At 33.4% G+C, this 19,367-nt stretch carries 24 protein-coding genes; 14 read left to right on the forward strand and 10 right to left on the reverse strand.

The features are described from left to right. The first annotated feature begins 254 nt into the window (after positions 1-254). The 3 genes from SYN6308_RS00235 to SYN6308_RS25940 are packed head-to-tail and all read left to right on the forward strand — an operon-like array spanning position 255 to position 849. Positions 255-464 (forward strand): hypothetical protein, encoded by a 210-nt coding sequence (locus SYN6308_RS00235; RefSeq protein ID WP_017292411.1) that lies wholly within the window; start codon positions 255-257, stop codon positions 462-464. Next, a complete protein-coding gene (locus tag SYN6308_RS25235) occupies positions 461-697 on the forward strand; it encodes a hypothetical protein (protein WP_017292412.1) in 237 nt (78 codons plus the stop codon). Before SYN6308_RS00235 ends, SYN6308_RS25235 begins: the two co-directional genes overlap by 4 nt. Further along, positions 697-849, forward strand: coding sequence for a toxin-antitoxin system TumE family protein (locus SYN6308_RS25940; protein WP_390091403.1), 153 nt, complete (start codon positions 697-699; stop codon positions 847-849). The genes SYN6308_RS25235 and SYN6308_RS25940 overlap by 1 nt, the downstream gene beginning before the upstream one ends. On the opposite strand, the gene mreD is transcribed toward SYN6308_RS25940, so the two are convergent. After that, positions 841-1,383, reverse strand: a complete 543-nt coding sequence (gene mreD / locus SYN6308_RS00245; protein ID WP_017292413.1) for a rod shape-determining protein MreD — start codon at positions 1,381-1,383, stop codon at positions 841-843. The two genes, SYN6308_RS25940 and mreD, sit on opposite strands and share 9 nt — an antisense overlap. Positions 1,384-1,616: 233 nt before the next feature. Here mreD and SYN6308_RS00250 point away from each other — a divergent pair, with 233 nt between their 5' ends. Beyond that, a complete protein-coding gene (locus SYN6308_RS00250) occupies positions 1,617-2,741 on the forward strand; it encodes a THUMP domain-containing class I SAM-dependent RNA methyltransferase (RefSeq protein ID WP_017292414.1) in 1,125 nt (374 codons plus the stop codon). 5 nt (positions 2,742-2,746) lie between these two features. Here the strand turns inward: SYN6308_RS00250 and SYN6308_RS00255 are convergent, their stop codons facing one another. From SYN6308_RS00255 to SYN6308_RS00275, 5 genes are all read right to left on the reverse strand, one after another. Continuing rightward, positions 2,747-3,031: a type II toxin-antitoxin system RelE/ParE family toxin gene (locus tag SYN6308_RS00255; protein WP_017292415.1), complete on the reverse strand. Its 285-nt coding sequence runs from the start codon at positions 3,029-3,031 to the stop codon at positions 2,747-2,749. Further along, the gene (locus SYN6308_RS00260; RefSeq protein ID WP_017292416.1) at positions 3,028-3,243 is read right to left on the reverse strand and encodes a hypothetical protein; all 216 of its coding nucleotides are present in this window, start codon (positions 3,241-3,243) and stop codon (positions 3,028-3,030) included. Before SYN6308_RS00260 ends, SYN6308_RS00255 begins: the two co-directional genes overlap by 4 nt. A 145-nt stretch (positions 3,244-3,388) precedes the next feature. Beyond that, the gene (locus SYN6308_RS00265) at positions 3,389-3,592 is read right to left on the reverse strand and encodes a phycobilisome linker polypeptide (RefSeq protein ID WP_026101830.1); all 204 of its coding nucleotides are present in this window, start codon (positions 3,590-3,592) and stop codon (positions 3,389-3,391) included. Positions 3,593-3,820: 228 nt separating this feature from the next. Beyond that, positions 3,821-4,306, reverse strand: a complete 486-nt coding sequence (apcB, locus tag SYN6308_RS00270) for an allophycocyanin subunit beta (protein WP_017292418.1) — start codon at positions 4,304-4,306, stop codon at positions 3,821-3,823. A 98-nt stretch (positions 4,307-4,404) separates the two neighbouring features. Beyond that, positions 4,405-4,890: an allophycocyanin subunit alpha gene (locus SYN6308_RS00275; protein ID WP_017292419.1), complete on the reverse strand. Its 486-nt coding sequence runs from the start codon at positions 4,888-4,890 to the stop codon at positions 4,405-4,407. A gap of 353 nt (positions 4,891-5,243) precedes the next feature. Between SYN6308_RS00275 and queA the strand changes: the two genes are divergently transcribed. The 6 genes from queA to hypA all read left to right on the forward strand — a co-directional run bounded on the left by queA (position 5,244) and on the right by hypA (position 9,813). Next, a complete protein-coding gene (queA, locus tag SYN6308_RS00280) occupies positions 5,244-6,284 on the forward strand; it encodes a tRNA preQ1(34) S-adenosylmethionine ribosyltransferase-isomerase QueA (protein WP_017292420.1) in 1,041 nt (346 codons plus the stop codon). Positions 6,285-6,394: 110 nt separating this feature from the next. Then, complete coding sequence (locus SYN6308_RS00285) at positions 6,395-7,687, forward strand: Glu/Leu/Phe/Val family dehydrogenase (RefSeq protein WP_017292421.1); 1,293 nt, start codon at positions 6,395-6,397, stop codon at positions 7,685-7,687. A 123-nt stretch (positions 7,688-7,810) separates the two neighbouring features. Then, positions 7,811-8,245: a helix-turn-helix domain-containing protein gene (locus tag SYN6308_RS00290; protein ID WP_017292422.1), complete on the forward strand. Its 435-nt coding sequence runs from the start codon at positions 7,811-7,813 to the stop codon at positions 8,243-8,245. Between the two features lie 6 nt (positions 8,246-8,251). Continuing rightward, entirely contained in the window at positions 8,252-8,836 is a 585-nt protein-coding gene (locus SYN6308_RS00295) for a PIN domain-containing protein (protein WP_017292423.1), read from the forward strand. A gap of 79 nt (positions 8,837-8,915) precedes the next feature. Then, a complete protein-coding gene (locus tag SYN6308_RS00300; RefSeq protein WP_017292424.1) occupies positions 8,916-9,437 on the forward strand; it encodes a hydrogenase maturation protease in 522 nt (173 codons plus the stop codon). Positions 9,438-9,441: 4 nt separating this feature from the next. Further along, positions 9,442-9,813, forward strand: a complete 372-nt coding sequence (gene hypA, locus SYN6308_RS00305) for a hydrogenase maturation nickel metallochaperone HypA (protein ID WP_017292425.1) — start codon at positions 9,442-9,444, stop codon at positions 9,811-9,813. Positions 9,814-9,826: 13 nt separating this feature from the next. On the opposite strand, the gene SYN6308_RS00310 is transcribed toward hypA, so the two are convergent. Together SYN6308_RS00310 and SYN6308_RS00315 are read right to left on the reverse strand one after the other, a co-directional pair. Next, positions 9,827-10,180, reverse strand: a complete 354-nt coding sequence (locus SYN6308_RS00310) for a slr1659 superfamily regulator (protein WP_017292426.1) — start codon at positions 10,178-10,180, stop codon at positions 9,827-9,829. Between the two features lie 59 nt (positions 10,181-10,239). Continuing rightward, positions 10,240-10,821, reverse strand: a complete 582-nt coding sequence (locus SYN6308_RS00315; RefSeq protein ID WP_017292427.1) for a DUF6272 family protein — start codon at positions 10,819-10,821, stop codon at positions 10,240-10,242. A gap of 346 nt (positions 10,822-11,167) precedes the next feature. Between SYN6308_RS00315 and SYN6308_RS00320 the strand changes: the two genes are divergently transcribed. The 3 genes from SYN6308_RS00320 to SYN6308_RS00330 all read left to right on the forward strand — a co-directional run bounded on the left by SYN6308_RS00320 (position 11,168) and on the right by SYN6308_RS00330 (position 13,357). Further along, positions 11,168-11,476 carry a carbon dioxide-concentrating mechanism protein CcmK gene (locus tag SYN6308_RS00320; protein ID WP_017292428.1) on the forward strand — a complete coding sequence of 103 codons (309 nt, stop codon included), beginning with the start codon at positions 11,168-11,170 and terminating at the stop codon, positions 11,474-11,476. Between the two features lie 65 nt (positions 11,477-11,541). Next, positions 11,542-11,889 (forward strand): carbon dioxide-concentrating mechanism protein CcmK, encoded by a 348-nt coding sequence (locus tag SYN6308_RS00325; RefSeq protein ID WP_017292429.1) that lies wholly within the window; start codon positions 11,542-11,544, stop codon positions 11,887-11,889. Between the two features lie 172 nt (positions 11,890-12,061). Beyond that, positions 12,062-13,357, forward strand: coding sequence for an aminopeptidase P N-terminal domain-containing protein (locus SYN6308_RS00330; protein ID WP_017292430.1), 1,296 nt, complete (start codon positions 12,062-12,064; stop codon positions 13,355-13,357). 139 nt (positions 13,358-13,496) lie between these two features. Here the strand turns inward: SYN6308_RS00330 and SYN6308_RS00335 are convergent, their stop codons facing one another. Further along, positions 13,497-13,817, reverse strand: a complete 321-nt coding sequence (locus SYN6308_RS00335; RefSeq protein WP_026101832.1) for a DUF3155 domain-containing protein — start codon at positions 13,815-13,817, stop codon at positions 13,497-13,499. Between the two features lie 284 nt (positions 13,818-14,101). Here SYN6308_RS00335 and SYN6308_RS00340 point away from each other — a divergent pair, with 284 nt between their 5' ends. Beyond that, entirely contained in the window at positions 14,102-15,712 is a 1,611-nt protein-coding gene (locus SYN6308_RS00340; RefSeq protein WP_017292432.1) for a cation:proton antiporter, read from the forward strand. 103 nt (positions 15,713-15,815) lie between these two features. Here the strand turns inward: SYN6308_RS00340 and SYN6308_RS00345 are convergent, their stop codons facing one another. Continuing rightward, positions 15,816-19,259: an ATP-binding protein gene (locus SYN6308_RS00345; protein ID WP_017292433.1), complete on the reverse strand. Its 3,444-nt coding sequence runs from the start codon at positions 19,257-19,259 to the stop codon at positions 15,816-15,818. Positions 19,260-19,367: the final 108 nt, after the last annotated feature.

Here is a 19,367-nt window from a genome sequence, read left to right on the forward strand (position 1 = left end):
ACTTAAAATTAATTATACTTTATTGGTGCAAGTTCATCTCAACTCAAAAAGACACCTCCACCGTTATCAAAAGTTAACTTTACTCAGATTCACTCACCTCTCCAGCATCAACAATAGTATTAGCGATCGCCGACAATAAGTTATTGTAAAATTATAATGTGCTAGGATAAATTTTGTGAATTTTAGAGTTACTGAGTGAAAATTGTAGTGATTCCACAGAATTAGATCGAATCTTGGGGCAAATTCTTGGTGTAATGTTAACTCGTCATCAGAAAAAATTGGCGATTTATGATGAAGACATTCGCAAATTTGAGCAGCTTTATCATTTGGACTCCGAGCAGTTTTTGCAGGAATTTAACGCAGGAATATTAGGGGATAATATAGATTTCTTTGAATGGTTTAGTCTCTGGGAATTACGCAAGGATATTTTAAAAAAGATCAGTAAATTACAACAAGGATTATGATCAACCCTGAAGATTATTTAGCTTTAGTAAAATCTTTTATTGCACTTTGTCCAGAGATAATTACCTTTCAAATTCTGAGGGAAGAAATACAGGGAAACAAAGGATTCTGGCGATACCGACTCACCTTAAAAGATAACAGTTTTTTAGAGATGTTTGAGTTTTTTGAAGTTCAATTAACAGAAATAAACATCATTAAGTATAGTTTTCATGGCAAACAAAAAAAGGAAAACTGATTAAGCGTTGGGATAATGCACCTCATCATCCTGGGATAAAGACTTTTCCTCATCATCTACATGATGACACAGAAGATTCTGTTTTTCCCTATACTCCTATTTCATTGGAAGAAATTTTAAGGTTGATTTCTGCTCAAATTAGTTCATCTTAAAATTAAGGGTAAAGGACTGAGAATATAATTAAGGGGATAGTATATTAAAGGTGTCCATAAACTGCTAATAATAGCAGAAGTTAAAGAATTTTTTTGATAATTTAACCATATATCTATCAAAGGTATTTGAGTTTGAATACTATATTGTAAAGCGATAATTGTTTCATTAATAATTGCCATACCAAAAACAATTAAAGTAAGAGAAATTACGTCTTCTTTGACATACTTATCTTTATAAACATTATGGGTAAATAAACTAACAATAATTAAGCCCAAAATATGGGAGGGAAAAAATCCTGTTAAACTATCCCAAATTAACCCTAAAGAAATTCCAGCAACGAGACTTTGCCATAAATTACGTTTCACACTCCAAGTGATTAACCAAATTAATAACCAATTAGGGGTAATACCTATTAGCTCTAATCCTGCTATTCTTACTAATAATAATAAACAACAAATAATCAGGGATATGATAATAAAAAATGTCCGTAACCAAAAATTATATTTCCAACTTATATCGACTTTTTTTAACATTAAGTTATTTTAATTGATAATTAAAAATGTTATAATTGATGAGAAATTTACCTTTAAAATAGCAATCACGATTTCTTATTCATGGGTTGACTATTTCGATCGAACATAACCTAAAATATATGATATATTATTAAACATAGAAAATAGGAAACAGTTAAATATTTGAAGTTTTTTATCAATTCTTTACTTAGCACCTAACATCTAATACTTAATACTTTATCGTTTTTTTCATCGTGACTATATCTTATTTTGCTACCACCGCCAGAGGTTTAGAAGAAATTACCGCCCAAGAATTAATTAAGTTGGGGGCAAAAAATGTTGAACCTGAATTTACGGGGGTTTCTTTTGAAGGCGATCGAGCCTTATTATATAAAGTTAACCTCTGGGGTAGAACTATTTTTCGAGTGTTGCAACCGATACATAATATCCAAAGTAATAATCCAGAGCAATTATATCGTAATGTGAGATCGATCGATTGGTCAGAATATTTACAACCCCATCAAACTATAGCAGTTCGTTGCACGGGCAAAAACCCACAACTCAATAATAGTCATGTTACCGCTATTCAAATCAAAAATGCCATCGTAGATCAACAACAAGAAAAAAAAGGAGTTCGATCGAACGTAGATACTATTGAACCAGATATAGTTATAAACGCCCATATTCAAGAAAATAACTGCATTTTGAGCCTTGATGCCACAGGAGACAGCCTCCATCGTCGAGGTTATCGCCCAGCCATGGGATTAGCACCCCTCAAAGAAACCTTAGCAGCCGCCTTACTTTACATCACCGAATGGACACCAGATCAAGCCCTTGTCGATCCTTTATGCGGTTCTGGTACAATTATATTAGAAGCGGCTCTCATGGGATTAAATATCGCGCCCGGATTGTATCGTCAAAAATTCTGTTTTCAAAACTGGACAGATTATGATCCTCAATTATGGGAAAATCTGTTAAAAGAAGCAAAAATGAGTCAAAAAGACCATTTAACCCCCATGATAGGCACAGATGCGGATGCAGACATAATTAAACAAGCTCAAAGTAACGCTAAAGCCTGTAATATCTCAGATCAAGTCAAATTTTATCAACAACATTTAGTGGATATAGTCGCCCCTGCGGAATCAGGCATTCTCATTTGTAATCCTCCCTATGGCAAACGCATCTCGGAAGTAGAAGCCTTATTTCCCTTATATAAGTTATTAGGAGATGTGTTTAAGCAACGTTTTAAAGGTTGGACTGCTTATGTTTTAACGGGGAATAAAGAATTAAGTAAAAAAGTCGGTTTGCGCACTTCTCGCCGTATTCCCATTAATAACGGTGGTATTTCTTGCACATTATTGAAGTACGAAATGTATTAAATTATTTAATATACTTGATCATGAGAACCAATAGTTAATAATAAAATTTCTTTTTCTTCAGAATTAGGATGATCTATAAACTTAAAAATAATTCGATTACTATAATCAATAGAACATGACCATTTATCAGATAATTCACCTTTTAATTTATGTGTTCTTAGATTCGCATTAAATGGATTTTCTGCAATTTCTTCTAATTTTTGCTCAATTAAAGAACGTAATTTTGGATTTTGGCGTAGTAACTTTTTTATTTTACGGCTAAAATTATCACTCCAAATCAAATTATTCATAAATCTAACTCTGCCATTAAATCTTTCACTGAACCTTTTTTAAATTTCCCTTCTTTGTATTCTTTTTCTGCTTGTTTAATTTCTTCGATTAATTCTGCTCTTTTTTCTTCATGCAATCTATTTTGGATAATTTGTATTAACATCTTTTGTTCTTCACAAGTAAGATTTTCTACAGTATCGATCGCTTCTTGAAAATAGGATGTTTTATTCATACATTTAATCTTATTTTGATTAATGAAATTATAACATTATAGCAATCTTTCTTGTCTAGGTAACACTGTAAAATTTGCAAAAAAAATAAGAGCAGAATCTTGAATTTCTACCCTCATTTTCTCTCAGACATGATCTGAATATTAATTATAATAAACCAGTATTAGTACCAGCACGACCAGTTACTAACTTTACTTTAACAATAGAACCGCCCATTTTTTGGATTCTTTGTTGCTCTTTAAACCAGTTATCATAAGGAACTAATTTAGTGAAGTAAGTATTTTGTAATTCTCTTTGGGTTCTAATTCTGGTTTGACTAGGCACACAAGCGGTGACTTGAAACATTCTCATGGGGATTTATCTCCTTGATGATTAAATCTCGTATTTAATTTTTTTATCCATCGAGTAACGAAACTACCTCGATCGAACCTGTTAAAATAAATTTATTTTAAAAATTTCTATGACAACGGTTAGGAGTCGAGAGTCAATACTAAATCAATCAAACTGTTAAACAGTCTTACCAAACTAGCACTCACTCCAGACATTCCTAACCTTAGTTAAGTTTTAAGCGTCAATAAATTAGCTTAAACCAGAGCAGATGTAATCGAAGTAAACACCCATTTCTTTACCAGCATCAGCACCGACTAAACTAGCGGTAACTTCTTTCATAGCTTGGATAGCTTGAATGGTAGAGCTTACAGGTACACCTAAAGAGTTGTAGGTTTCTTTTAAACCATTTAATACACGCTCATCTAAGATGGAAGCGTCACCTGCTAACATAGCATAGGTGGAATAACGGAGGTAGTAATCTAAGTCACGAATACAAGCAGCGTAACGACGAGTGGTGTACATATTACCACCTGGACGAGTTACATCTGAATATAATAAGGATTTAGCTACAGCTTCTTTAACGATGGTAGCAGCGTTAGCACTGATAACACTAGCAGCACGAACACGGAGAGCTCCAGTTTGGAAGTATCCTTTTAATTTGCCTAAAGCGTTAGCATCAAGGTATTTGCCTTGTACGTCAGAGGAGTTGATTACAGCAGTAATTGCGTCTTGCATTGTTGTTTCCTTTTCTACTTAATAAAGTTTTGCTTATTGTTTTTGCAGGACTAAAATTATTTAGCACCAAATAGGGTTTAGGGATTTTTAGCTAAAACCTATTGCATAGCTCCGATAACATAATCGAAGTAGGAAGCGGCTTCACCAGCGTCATCAGAAGACATCATGCCAGTTGCAACTTCTTTCATTTCACGCACACTTTGAGCTACTGCACCTACGTCAGTACCTAAAGATTTGTACATTTCTTTAACGCCTACTAAACCAATTTCCTCGATGGGAGTAACGTCACCAGCTACGACTCCATAGGTGATTAGACGTAGATAGTAGTCCATGTCGCGCAAACAGGTAGCGGTCATTTCTTCACCGTAAGCATTTCCACCGGGGGAAACTACATCGGGACGTTTTTGGAATAAACGATCACCAGCTTCTTTAACAATACGTTCACGAGCGCCAGTTAAGGTTTCAGCGATGCGCAAACGAGTTTCACCAGAGGCTACAAATCCTTTGATTCTGTCTAATTCGCCGGGGCTTAAATAACGTGCTTCTGCGTCAGCATTCACGATCGATTTCGTGACGATACTCATTGATGGATTCCTCCAAACAAAATATTAAATAGTATTTATTAATTTGACCAGTTTTTTGACTTCACTGTTCAGGAAGTTTAGAAATTCCTATCATTAAGATAGTTTTTTCTTTTCATCAGTATAAACCACAAGGGGTATATTCACTGATTTATTTTTTGAAGAGGTTTTATTTGTCTTCGCAAATTATTGTGCCGTATCAAGTCCACTTTTGCTTAATTTTCTTAATACTTTTTAACAATTGACTTATGAAGAATTAAGAATTAAGAATTAAGAATTAAGAATTAAGAATGGAAAATGAAGAATTAGCCATGTTAACCTAAAATCTATCACCTATCATCTATCACCTAAAATCTATGAATCTCGATCGACTTTTATCTAGTTATGATTATTATTTACCCCCAGAGTTAATCGCCCAAAACCCTGTTACCCCTAGGGATAGTTCACGTTTGTTAGTTGTCAAACCTGATAACACGATCGAGCATAGCATTTTTTGTAACTTACCTGATTTATTACTACCGGGGGATTTGTTAGTGTTAAATGATACTAGGGTTATTCCTGCCCGTTTGTATGGTAAAAAGTCAACGGGGGCGGAAGTTGAGGTTTTATTAGTAGAAGAAAAAGAAGATAATTGTTGGTTAGCTTTAGTTAAACCGGGGAAGCGCTTTTCTGTGGGAAGTGAAATTATTTTTAGTGACGACTTGAAAGCCACTGTTATGGGGAAAGATGAGGCAACGGGAGGCAGATTTTTACAATTTCATGTGCCAGAATCGGAGTCTTTTTGGACAATTTTGGAGAGGGTAGGTAATATTCCTTTTCCTCCCTATGTCACGGAATCTCAAGCTAAGGTTGAACAATATCAAACTATTTACGCTGAAAAACAAGGTGCGATCGCCGCTCCCACAGCAGGATTACATTTTACTGAAGAATTATTAGCCGAGTTAAAAAAAAGACAAATAAATATTGCGACAATAACCCTCCATGTCGGTATTGGCACATTTCGCCCTGTAGAAGTAGAAGATATTGTAACCCATGATATGCACTACGAATCGATCGAACTCAATCAAGATACCGTTGACTTAATTGAGAAAACAAAAAAAGCAGGAAGAAAAGTAATTGCGATCGGCACAACAGTAGTTAGAACCTTAGAAGGTGCATATCAACACCATCAACAATTAAAGGCTTTTTCAGGAAGAACAAATTTATTTATCTATCCGGGCTATGAATTTAAAGTGATAGACAGTTTAATCACTAATTTTCATTTACCTAAATCTAGTTTATTGATGCTAGTTAGTGCTTTGATTGGTAGGGAAAGATTAATGAGTATTTATCAAGAAGCCATAGAAGAAAAGTATCGTTTCTATTCCTTCGGAGATGCCATGTTTATCACGAATTAGGATGTTGGGGAATTGGGGTGTTAGGGTGATAGGGTGATAAGGAAATTCTTAATTCTTAATTCTTAATTCTTCATTGTTCATTGTTCATTGTTCAAAAGGAGCTTAAAATTATGTCAGTGTCTTTATTAGCCGATGCTAACGTCAGATTAGAAGAAGCGTTAAAATATGTTTCAATCTCTGATGATGCGTTTTCCAGACTGAAATATCCCAAAGCAAGTTTAAGCGTATCTATTCCCGTGCGCATGGATGACGGTTCATTAAAAATTTTTCAAGGGTATCGAGTGCGCTATGATGACACCAGAGGTCCGGGTAAAGGTGGAGTGCGTTATCATCCCTCAGTGTGTCTGGATGAGGTGCAATCCTTAGCGTTTTGGATGACTTTCAAATGTGCCTTATTAAATTTACCCTTTGGCGGTGCAAAAGGCGGTATTACCGTTAATCCAAAAGAATTATCCAAGGCTGAATTAGAAAGATTAAGTAGAGGATATATAGAAGCCATCGCCGATTTTATCGGTCCTGATATTGATATATTAGCGCCTGATGTTTATACTAATGAGATGATCATGGGGTGGATGATGGATCAATATAGTATCATTCGTCGCCGTATTTCTCCGGGAGTTGTCACAGGAAAACCTCAGACAATGGGGGGAAGTAAAGGAAGGGATACTGCCACGGCTACGGGCGCATTTTATGTCATTAATACCATCTTACCTAAGTTTAACCAAATTCCCGAAAAAACTTCGATCGCAGTACAGGGTTTTGGTAATGCCGGGGCAGAAATTGCCGAATTATTAGGAAAATCAGGTTATAAAGTAGTCGCCGTCAGTGACTCCCAAGGGGGAATTTATGCTAGTCAGGGGTTAGATATACCAAGTATTCGTCAATACAAAAAAAATCATCCCACCGTAACAGGAGTTTATTGTAAAGATAGCGTTTGCAATATCATAGAACATGAGGTTATCACCAACGAACAATTATTAACCCTTGATGTCGATGTCTTAATTCCTGCTGCCTTAGAGAAACAAATCACTGAAGAAAATGCGGATAAAATCAAAGCTAAATATATTTTTGAGGTAGCCAATGGACCAATTACATCTTCAGCAGATAAAATATTAGAATCTAAAGGTATTAAAGTGTTTCCTGATATTTTAGTCAACGCAGGAGGAGTAACAGTGAGTTATTTTGAATGGGTACAAAATCGTAATGGATTATACTGGAGTTTAACAGAAGTTCAAGAAAAATTAAAAGTGAGAATGATTGAAGAAACCGAAGCAATTTGGAGTATCAGCCAAAAAATGGGAGTTTCTCCTCGCACTGCGGCTTATATTCACGCCCTAAACCGTTTAAATGAGGCGATGTCGGCAAAAGGTACAAGAGACTTTTATCAAGCTATTCATTCTTAATCGTTAATTAGGGTTTACGGTTGGTACTTTTTCCGCAAACCCTACTTAATTTTTATTCTTTTGTTTTGTTTATTTCGTTTATTTCGTTTTATGATATGAAGAATAAGTAAATAATTTGTGATTATGATTTTATCTCCTCCTCAAATAACAACAGAACAAGAAATTGCAAAAATAGCTAGTCAATTTTTAGCTATGCACTCTCCAAATAATAATAACTGTGAGTTAAAGTTTAGTAACGGGGAAAATATTATTATTCCTACCAGTGTTTTGCCTCAATTAGCAGAAATTTTAAGTTATTTAGCTAAGGGTGATAAAGTAAATATTGTACCTATTAAATCAGAATTAACTACTTCTGAAGCGTCGGAAATTCTCAATGTTTCTCGTCCCTATCTGGTACAGTTATTAGAATCGGGTGAAATTCCTTTTCGGAAAGTGGGGGTGCGTCGCCGAATTTTAGCTCAAGATTTAATGATTTATCAAGAGAAAATACAAGCTCAAAGAAGATATGTTTTAGAAAAATTAACGGCCCAAGCACAAGAATTAAACATGGGATATTAAGGGGTAGTGAAAAAATTAACGGTTGTTTATGATGCTTGTGTATTATATCCTGCACCATTGCGAGATTTGCTAATGTGGTTAGCGATGACAGATTTGTTTCAAGCAAAATGGACAAATAAAATTCACGAAGAATGGATGAGAAATGTTCTTAAAAATCGTCCTGATTTGACTTTAGCACAACTCGATCGCGCAGCGCCGTTTCACGATCGCACTAAACAATTAATGAATAGTCATATCAAAGATGCTTTAGTGACAGGATATGAATATCTTATTCCTAGTTTAACTCTTCCAGATGCTGATGATATTCATGTTTTAGCAACAGCAATTCATGGAAAAGCAGACTTGATTCTTACTTTCAATCTTAAAGATTTTCCTGATTTTATTCTCACTAATTACAAAATTTATGCCATTCATCCAGACGAATTTATTTTAGAGTTAATTGATATTGCTGAAACAATTATTATTCAGGCAATAAGTCAACATAGAATGAATTTAAAAAATCCTCCTTTAACGATACAAGAATATCTCAATTGTCTTTCTAACCAAGGATTAATTGAAACAGTGGAAGTGTTAAAAGAAATTTTATTATAATAAATAACTTTTCTGTGATTGATTGAGGTATTGAAAAAAAAACAAAAGTATTAAAAATTATTCGATAAATTAGAATAAAATGTTGTCTAATAATATTAAAAATAATAAAGAAAATGATCATAAATGTTTAATAATTGGTTATGGAAATACTTTAAGAAATGATGATGGGGTTGGGCAAATTGTAGCGAAAAAAGTAGAAGAATTGAGTTTAAATAATGTAGAATGTATTTATCAACATCAATTAACTCCTGAATTAGTAGAAAAAATTAAGGACTTTTATCAAGTATTTTTCATTGATGCTAGTCACGATCGCGCAGCGCCGTTTCACGATCGCACAGTGCCACTTCGTGATCGAACTGAAGTAAAGCTGATAAAATTACCAAGACTTAATATTGATAATTCTCAGGATTATGGGCATTACTGTAATCCTGAATACTTGTTATATTTGACTAACTTAATTTATCATAAAAATCCTGAAAGTTTTTTAATAACTATTCCCATTGAAAATCTGAATTTGGGAGAAGAATTATCTATCTTAGCTCAAAAAGGTATGGAAAAAGCGATCGAAATTATCAAAGAAATGATTTTAAAAACAGAGTAAAAAAATGCACGAAATCGGCATCATGGAAGAAACTTTAAATCTTGCGATTGACTATGCAATGGAAGAAAAGGCAACGGAAATAACTGAAATTACCATGGCGATTGGTAAAATGTCGGGAGTTGTACCTTCGGCTTTACAATTCGCTTTTGATGTTATTAAACACAGTTCGATCGAACAAAACCAGTCGATAAATGTGAAAAATGCTCAACTAAAAATAGAGTTATTACCAATTATTTGTTACTGTGATTCTTGTCAAGAAAGATTTACTCCAGAGGAATGGATTTTTCAATGTCCTCAATGTAATTTATTTAGTAATAAAATTATTCAAGGAAAGGAAATTAAGTTAATATCGATGCAAATTGAAAATGAGAAATAGGCAATAATTTGTATTAATGAATTTCTAATTTTAAACCGGGTAGAAATTTTTGTAAATTTTTTAAGGATTTTTTTTGCCAAGGAATTTGCTCTGAACCTAATATAATTAATTGCAATAGTTTATATTTTCTTAAACCGATGACAAATTTCGATAACATACTTATACCAGAACTATTTAAAAAAGATAATTCTCTAAGATCGATCGTGATATTTTTAGGCTCGTTTTCAGTACTTAATTCTAATAAGTCTTTGATTAAACTATATTCTTGAGGTCCTCCTAAACTTAATTCTCCGACAAATTTAATTGTCTTATTACTTTCATTTAATTCTACTAAGTAATCCTCTCCTTTTACTGTTTTATTTTCCATGTTAGTATTGTTGATATTTTTATCTTAAATATTTTTAATTATTGTTAAAATTATGTTATTTAAACTTGTATTTGTACCATTGTTGTTACAATGTTAAAGGGTTCGATCGAGTCAAACTTCCAACCAATTTTACCACCATAATCATTAATTATAGTTAAAAAACCCAATCCTGAACAATCATCTTCCACATCACTCAAAGCATTTTTTTCTAACTGCTCCATATAAAGAAATTCTGTGTCTTCAGAAGATAATCTAGCAATAAAATCTTGTAATTTTTTTCTATCATCTAATTTAATACTATTAGTAGCAAAAATAACCGCAATTAAATTGTTATTATTTAAAAAATGTACTCCAAATTCGATTTGAGAATTACTATTTTCGTCATTATATTTCATAGCATTTTCTAACAACTCATTAGCAATATAAGAAACAGCACTTTTACTTTCTTCAATGCGTTTTTGTTGTTCGGCATCTCCATCATCTAAAGGTAAAAAAGTCGTAAAATAATCCGCAATAAAGTAAGCGGATAAACGATTATTTCGCCAACGTTTTTTCAAAGGAATAGAAGTTGGAGTAAAAGTCAATTCTAAAGAATCTTTTTCTGGGGGAAATTGTTGAATAAAATCACCAAAAATTTGCATCTCATTATGTTAGTCAGGTTTACTCTATTTTGACACCTCCAATCATTGAATGATGGAGTATTTTCGTTCGATGAACTATGATGACATTGAAGGTTTTTACGGAGGTTAATTACCTTTCCTCTAACAAATATTATACAGATGTTTTGGTACAATAAACCTCTCAATATATATTACTCACTCTCAATTACTAATAGATTTCTGGAAAAAATTAAATTTTGAATACCTAAAACTATCGTAGAGACATAAAATTTAACGTCTCTATCGAAATTGTGGTTGGTGTCTAATGATTATTGGTAGCCAAGAGATGATAAAATTGCCTTTGATTAGCTATTCTTTTTAAAAATCCATGCCTGAAGCAGTAGGAGTTATTCAAACTTTAGGATTCCCCGCTATTTTAGCAGCCGCCGATACCATGGTTAAAGCGGCAAGGGTGACTTTAGTTTATTTTGATAAAGCAGAAAAAGGTGATTTTGTCATCGCTATTCGTGGTCCGGTTTCTGAGGTTAAACGGGCTATGGCTGAAGGCATCCGAGAGGCAGGAAATGTCTTCGGTGGTATAGTGCAAACTCACTATATTATTCCTAATCCGCCTCCGAATGTGGTAGATGTATTGCCGATCGAATATACAGAAAAGTCTCAACCTTATCGTTTTTAAGGATTTTTTTTGACAAATTATTTTATTTTTATTACTTAAATTATTATTTTAGGAGAATTTTTTTTATGCCTTCACAATCAGCCGTAGGGTCTCTTGAAACAAAAGGATTTCCCGGGGTTTTAGCCGCCGCCGATGCCATGGTAAAAGCTGGTAGAGTTACTCTTGTGGGTTATATTCGGGTGGGAAGCGCCCGTTTCAACGTCAATATTAGAGGAGATGTTTCCGAAGTTAAAACCGCTATGGCTGCTGGTATTGAGGCGGTGGCAAAAGTAGAAGGTGCCGCTCTCGAATCATGGGTGATTATTCCTCGCCCCCATGAAAATGTTTGTGCTGTGTTGCCGATCGACTACTCAGATTCCGTTGAACCTTATCGCCTAGCGGTGGAAGGTGTCGCCTTACCTCCTGCACGTTAAAAATAATGAGGAATGAGGAATGAAGAATGAGTAATTAAACTGTCTGTCCTAATTTTGAGCTCAATTTATTGAATGTAAATATTAGTCGTGTAATTTATTACACAGTGATTTATTGCTTAAATCTCCAATTCCCCAATTCCCTAATCCCCTAATTTCCCTAACTTAATTATTGATGATTACTTTTACAGAATACCAACAACGTCGCCAAAAATTTATGAGTGTTATCGGTAAGGGAGTCGCCGTTTTTCGCAGTGCGCCCCAGTCCGTTATGCACAACGATGTAGAATATGTTTATCGTCAAGATAGCGATTTTTATTACTTGACGGGTTTTAATGAGTCGGAAGCGGTGGCAGTTTTTGCTCCTAACCATGAAGAACATCAATTCATTCTTTTTGTACAACCAAAAGATTTAGCCTCAGAAATTTGGACAGGTTATCGAGTGGGAGTGGAAGGGGCTAAAGATGTTTATGGTGCTGATGTGGTTTATCCTATCAACGAATTAGATGAAAAATTACCTCAATATCTGATTACGGGCGATCGAATTTACTATCATTTAAGTCGAGATGTCTCTTTCAATGAAAAAATTATTTATCATTGGCGAAAGTTAATCGGTAGTTATCCCAAAAATGGACGAGGACCAAAAGCCTTAGAAGATAGTAACTTTGTTTTGCATCCCTTACGATCGATCAAAAGTGAAGCGGAAATTGTCATGATACGCAAAGCTACGGAATTGTCAGTAAAAGGACATCAACGGGCAAGGGAATTTGCCCAACCGGGGCGTTATGAGTATGAAATTCAAGCGGAAATAGAACATACCTTTAGGCAATTAGGAGGTGATGGGGTTGCTTATCCCTCGATCGTAGCATCAGGAGGAAATTCTTGTATTTTGCACTATATCGAAAATAATCGTAAAATCGAAGCAGGAGATTTATTATTAATAGATGCAGGATGTTGCTACGGTTATTATAACGGTGATATTACCCGAACTTTCCCCGTAAATGGTAAATTTACATCTCAACAAAAAGACATCTATCAATTAGTATTATCCGCTCAAACCCAAGCCATAGAGCAAGTAAAACCGGGAAATACCTATAATCAATTTCATGATAAAGCCGTAGAAGTGTTAGTGGAAGGCTTAAAAGAGCTTAAACTATTAGAGGGTGACAGTAAAGAAATTATTGAACAAGAAAAGTATAAACCCTTTTATATGCACCGTACAGGGCATTGGTTAGGGCTAGATGTCCATGACGCTGGGACATACAAACAGGATAAAGATAATTGGGTAAAATTTCAAGCGGGTAATATTGTCACCGTTGAGCCGGGTATTTATATTTCACCTTACATTACCCCAGTAGAAGGGCAACCAGAAATTCCAGATATATGGAAAGGTATCGGTGTCAGAATCGAAGATGATGTGTTAGTTACCGAATCTGGTAATGAAGTTTTAACCAGTGGGATTGAGAAATAATATTGAGAGTTTGCTGAAAAAGTTTTTTGGCGAAGGGGAGGTATTAGGTATTAGGTTAAAGACTGAAAAATCAAGGTTTTGAGACTTTGTGTAAACATTGAAGTTACTGAACCTAACACCTAAAAAAACCTATCCTAATCTAATGACTTGTGGATAAAGACGGCGTAGTCACTTTTACTTGAGGTTTAATTACTCTTAAACTAGGGAAAAGAAAATGATTTTCCTCTACATATTGAGCTCCAAATAGTCCTTTTTCAGCCCAAAAATATCGATCGGTAGTATGCTCATTTCTTTTAACTACTAAAAGGGCAGGAGGGGTAATTCCGTTCGCTCGAATATGTTTTCGAGCTGCAGTAACGGGCTTATCTTCTCCACTTTCGATATAGTAGTGAGGTACAAGTTCTAAAATTTTTCGACCCTCAAGGCGGCGGCGACTTTTACGCTTCCTTTTCCGTGCCAACCTTACTTCCTCCTTCATAAGTTAAATGCCATATTTACTACATTTTCGAGAATTATATAACGTTTTGCTTGAAAAGTCAATAGAAGAATGGAAAATGGAAAATGGAAAATGGAGAATGGCGAATTAAACCTTTTCAAAAATTTTTAGTTCAATTTATTGAACGTTAAATATTAGCCGTGTAATGAATTACACGGTGGGTTATTAATTAACGCCTATTGCCTAATTGCCTATTACTCATTTCTCATTCCTAAATATATACTGCTGATTATTTTTGATTAAATCTGATGATAATAAGTTTAATTTGGGTTTTATTTATGGGCTTTTTTGCAGGACAAATTGCCCGTAGATTAAAGTTACCCCCCTTAGTAGGGATGATTTTAATTGGTATTATTCTAGGCTCTCAAGTCGGCAATATTCTTAGTGAGAGTATGTTAGAATCCGCCGACTCTTTTCGGGTTATTGCTGTTATGGTTATTCTCATGAAGGCTGGATTAGGATTAGATGCGGATAAACTATCAAAACAAGGTACAGTGGCACTCAGATTAGGATTTTTACCTGCTAGTTGTGAATCGATCGTGGTGGCTTTAGTTTCAATGTGGCTTTTAGATTTTGATTTCGCTACGGGTTTATTATTGGGGTGTATTATTGGTGCAGAATCTCCGGCGGTAATTGTACCGGGGATGTTACGGCTAAAAAGTTTGGGTTGGGGGGTAGAAAAAGGCATTAGTGATGCGATTTTGACGGGGAGCGCTTTATCGGATGTAATGTTGTTATTAGTTTTTAGTTTGTTATTAGCTTTTTTTGCTAATACTAGCGAAGGATTTACTTTCGCTAATTTTCATCTTACGGCTTTACAATTATTACCATTTCAGATAATCATACAAATTTCTTTAGGTATTTTAATGGGGTGGGCAACGGCTCACATTTTAGTCTCTTTATTACGCCGTCAAAAATGGACGCAAAACAGTACTCAAGATGCTTTAATTACCGTGATAATTGCTTTATTTTTAGTGGTTAGTGCGGAAAATTATCCTTTTTTCTCTGGTTATTTAGCTGTTATGGCAACGGGATTTTTTCTGATTGAATTGGATGCACCTTTAGCTCGAAATTTGAGGAAGGGATTTGATAATTTATGGATTGTGGCGGAAATTATTTTGTTTGTGCTTTTAGGTGCAACTATTCCTTTAGGTGTATTGACAAATTATCTTTTACTGGGGATATTATTATTATCGATCGGAACGTTAATTGGACGTGGTATCGGGTGGTTTTTGTCAACATGGGGTAGTAATTGGACATGGAAAGAGCGTTTATTTTTGTTACCCGGAAATTCCGCTAAAGCCACAGTACAGGCGGCTATCGGGGGCATTCCATTAGCCCAAGGCATCGAAGGAGGGGAAACTATTTTAGCTATAGCGGCACTATCAATATTAATAACAGCGCCTTTAGGGGCGTGGGGTATTCCCACTTTTGCCCCCAAGTTATTAGAAAAAGGTGAAATTGATCCCACTAAAATTAATCTTACTCAAAAAAGTATCTTATTAACCCCTATTCCTGCCGATGCAACTTTAACGGGAATTTTACTCAAAACCGCAGAGATAGCCAGAAAAAGCGATAGTGAAGTGATTGTGCTTCATGTCACCGATGAAGAAAACTCAGAAATTTTGAGGGAAATAGAGACAAAAATTAAACAAGTATTAATGGATATTAACCATCAATTAATTATTACTTCTGGAGTTATTACTGAAGAAATTGTGCGTATAGCTAAAGAATATCAAGTTACAGAAATTATCATGGGTAAACATACTTATAACTCTTTCGATGAATTATTTGTTGGTTCAATTTCTCAAGGGGTTTTAGAAAATGCCACCGTCCCGATTATACTTGTCAATAATTAACATACTTATCTCAATAATTTGTGAAATAAGGGTTAAAACCCTCACTACGAACTAATAAAGAATTATTAAATAAGTTTGTAGTAATGGCTTTAGCCTTTTCTCGCTAACAAGAAAGGATAATTTTTTGGACGACATCAGGAAATTTAGTTAAGGTTTTTTCTAATAATTCTACTTCAAAACAATTAATTTGATCCTGTACAACTAAAGCATAATCTAATAAAGTTCCACAATTATACTGTAATGCTTCTTCTTCTAAACTATGGGCAAATTTTCTAATTTTAGAGGTTATTTTTGTTTGTTGTATGATTTCCCATTGCTCCATATATTGTTCTTCTAATTTAATAATTAATTCAAATAAATCTTGATTAGTTTTACATACAGTTATCTCATGACTTTCAGAAGGTTTTATAGAGGATTGAAGAGGGATTATTTCTTCAGAAATTAATACTTTTTTTAATTCTATTACTAACTGATGGCGACTAATTGGTTTATATAAAAAACCATCCACAAAATTACTTAATTCTTTTTTTTCTTCGGGATTTATTGATGCTGTAATCACAATAATTGGGATTTTTTTTGTGACTTCATTATCTAGTAATAAATTAATGATAGTTTTTCCGTCAATATCGGGCATTTTTAAGTCTAAAAAGATGACATCTGGACGATATGTAACGGCTATTTGTATTGCTTCTTTACCATTATGAGCAAAGATTAATTGATGAGATGTATCGGTAAAATAAGCGTCCATTAAGTCTAAATTAGATTGAATATCATCGACTACTAAAATTCGACTAGGATTGAATTGATCTAGGTTATGATCAGTAGAAATAACGGTATTTTCTGACGGCAAAATACTACAAGCTACTGAGGGAAATTCTACAGTAAATTTACTACCTTTATTTACTTGACTTTCTACTTTTATGTTACCGTTAAGCATGGTGACTAATTTTTTGGTAATGGTTAATCCTAAGCCTGTGCCACCATATTTACGAGTACTTTGTCCATCTTGTTGAGTAAAGGATTCAAAAATTCGATCGATCTCATGGGGGATAATACCTATTCCTGTGTCTTCGATCGAAATAGAAAAACCACAATTAGAGATATTAGGATCAATATTTTGACTATTCCTGACAATAATTTTGACATATCCTTGATCAGTAAATTTAATGGCATTACCGATTAAATTAAATAGAATTTGTCTCAATCTTACTTCATCAAAAATAACTATTTCGGGAATATAATCATCTATTTCTAAGAGTAAATCTAAGGATTTTTCTTGAGCTTTGAGATAAAAAATATTCACAACTTCTTGCAATAAATGTAATAAATTTACCACCTCATATTGTATGGGCATTTTTCCTGCTTCAATTTTAGATAAGTCTAAAATATCGTTAATTAATGCCATTAAAGTTTCACCACTAGAAGAAATAGAATTAAGATAACTTTTTGCTCTATTATCTGTAATTAAATCTTGTAATAAATTAGAAAAACCTAAGATAGCATTCATGGGGGTACGGATTTCATGACTCATATTTGCTAAAAATTCACTCTTAGCAATATTTGCCATTTCTGCGGATTCTTTTGCTAATTTTAATTCTTGAGATTGTCGTTTAATTTGTAAAAACAATTCCGCTTGTTCGATGGCGATACCTAATTGAGTTGATATTTTTCTTAAAAGATTTATCTGTCGAGATTGCCAAGAAAAAACTTGATGATTATAAGCACCTAATAAACCCCATAATTCTTTACCGCAAAAAATCGGCACGATCGAAAAAGATTTAATTCCAAATTGTTGATATAATTCTAAATGACATTGAGAAAAATTAGCTAAGTTGACATCATTTACCGAAAAACTTTCTCCTTCACGATACCTTCCTCCTTGATTAGTTTTTAAAAAAGTATCATTCCAGATTCTTTTTATCTTGTCATTAACCATAGAAATTGATTCAGATTTAATGTTTTCAGCAACAAAATTCCCCCCCCCATCTGAGTCAAATTTATACACTGCCACTCGATCACAATCTAAAATATTTCTTACTTCTGCACAGGTAGTATCACAAATTACTTGAAAATCAATACTTTCTCGCATTTTGCGCATAATAGAGTTAATGGCACGCTGTAATAAAGCATTTTCTCTTAAGGCAACTTCTCTTTGTTTTTCGATCGTTACATCAATAGCAATACCATTCCAAATCACGCTACCATCGGGTAATTTTTGGGGTAAAGAATTAACTCGAATATATTTATGTTTACCGCTAGGGGTTTGAATTTGATAATCATAATGAAATTCTGTTAAATATTGACGGGATAATTCTATTACTTGATATAATTCTGATAATTGAGTTCGATCGACTAAATTAAAAATTTTATTCACATCTTGGATAACTTCTTCGGGAGTCAGTTCAAAAATATCTTTAACGGCATTACTTGCAAAAGTTATAAAATATTTTCCTTCAAAATCACAACCTAATTGAAATACCATTCCCGGCACTAAAGCTGTTATTTCTCTTAATTGTATCTCACTCTTTAAAAGATGATCTCCCATTTTTTTTACATTTTTTATCTCTGTGATAATAGCTAAATTTCCCATATAATTTGTATCGGAATCATAGATAGGATTACAAGAAATTGTTAAATAAATAATCTTGCCATCATCTCTTTTAAATTCATATTCTAACTGTTGCCAAGACTGATAATTTTCGATTAAAAAATCTCGATTTTTGATATGGGTTTTCAGAAATTTTAACCAAGATTTTCCCATAAGTTCTTCTTCCTGACAACCTAGTAGATTTATTACGGATTCATTAACAAAACAAATATCTCCTTTTTCTGAGAAAATACAAATACCTTCTTTGATATTTTTTACCATGACGTAAAAGAGATCAAAAGCCGTATTATTAACATTTCGATCGGCATTTATCCCAAATAATATTTTGCTAGTATTTTTCCATAAAATTTGGCGATTAATACTATTGATTCTGGCATTTTTGATAAATAAAGCAATAGGGAATATATATAATAATTTCTGCCAAAAATCTCCGCCATAGTTATTATTTTTTTTGTTAATAATTTGATGTTGCTGGTTTAAATACTTAATTTCTTGTTGATAACTTTTTAAGGCAGTTATTGTTTTATTTTCTAAAATAGAAAAGTCTAATTTTTCTATTTCTATATAATCAAAAATATCATAATTGTCGATAATTTTTTGTTTCCATAAATATTGTTTTTCTGAACAAAAGACAATCACTTTTGGCGGATGATAATTTTTGATATTTATAAATTCTTTAGGTAAAGAAAATTTAAAATTTTTCAGATTTTTTACGAATAAAAAAATTAAAGGAACTTTATCATATTCAACAAAAAAATTCTCTGTATCGATCGAATAATTTGTTTCTGATAAAGAACAATTACGATGAAGAAAAACGATATTTTGACAATAATTTTTTAACTGTTGACAAAGTCGATTATTTTGCCCGACAAACAAAATTTTCCAAGAATTATTACCCATCAAAATTGAGTCTGCAATAATGTCTTGTTTGTATAGCATTTTCTTTACAACATAATATGATTAACACAAAAATAAGCACTTTTAAAAGTTAACTTTTTTTGTTTAGTCTGATATTATATTTTACGATGGAATTGGTAATAATAGTCA

This window comes from Geminocystis herdmanii PCC 6308 (genome assembly GCF_000332235.1).
GTDB classification, from domain to species: domain Bacteria; phylum Cyanobacteriota; class Cyanobacteriia; order Cyanobacteriales; family Cyanobacteriaceae; genus Geminocystis; species Geminocystis herdmanii.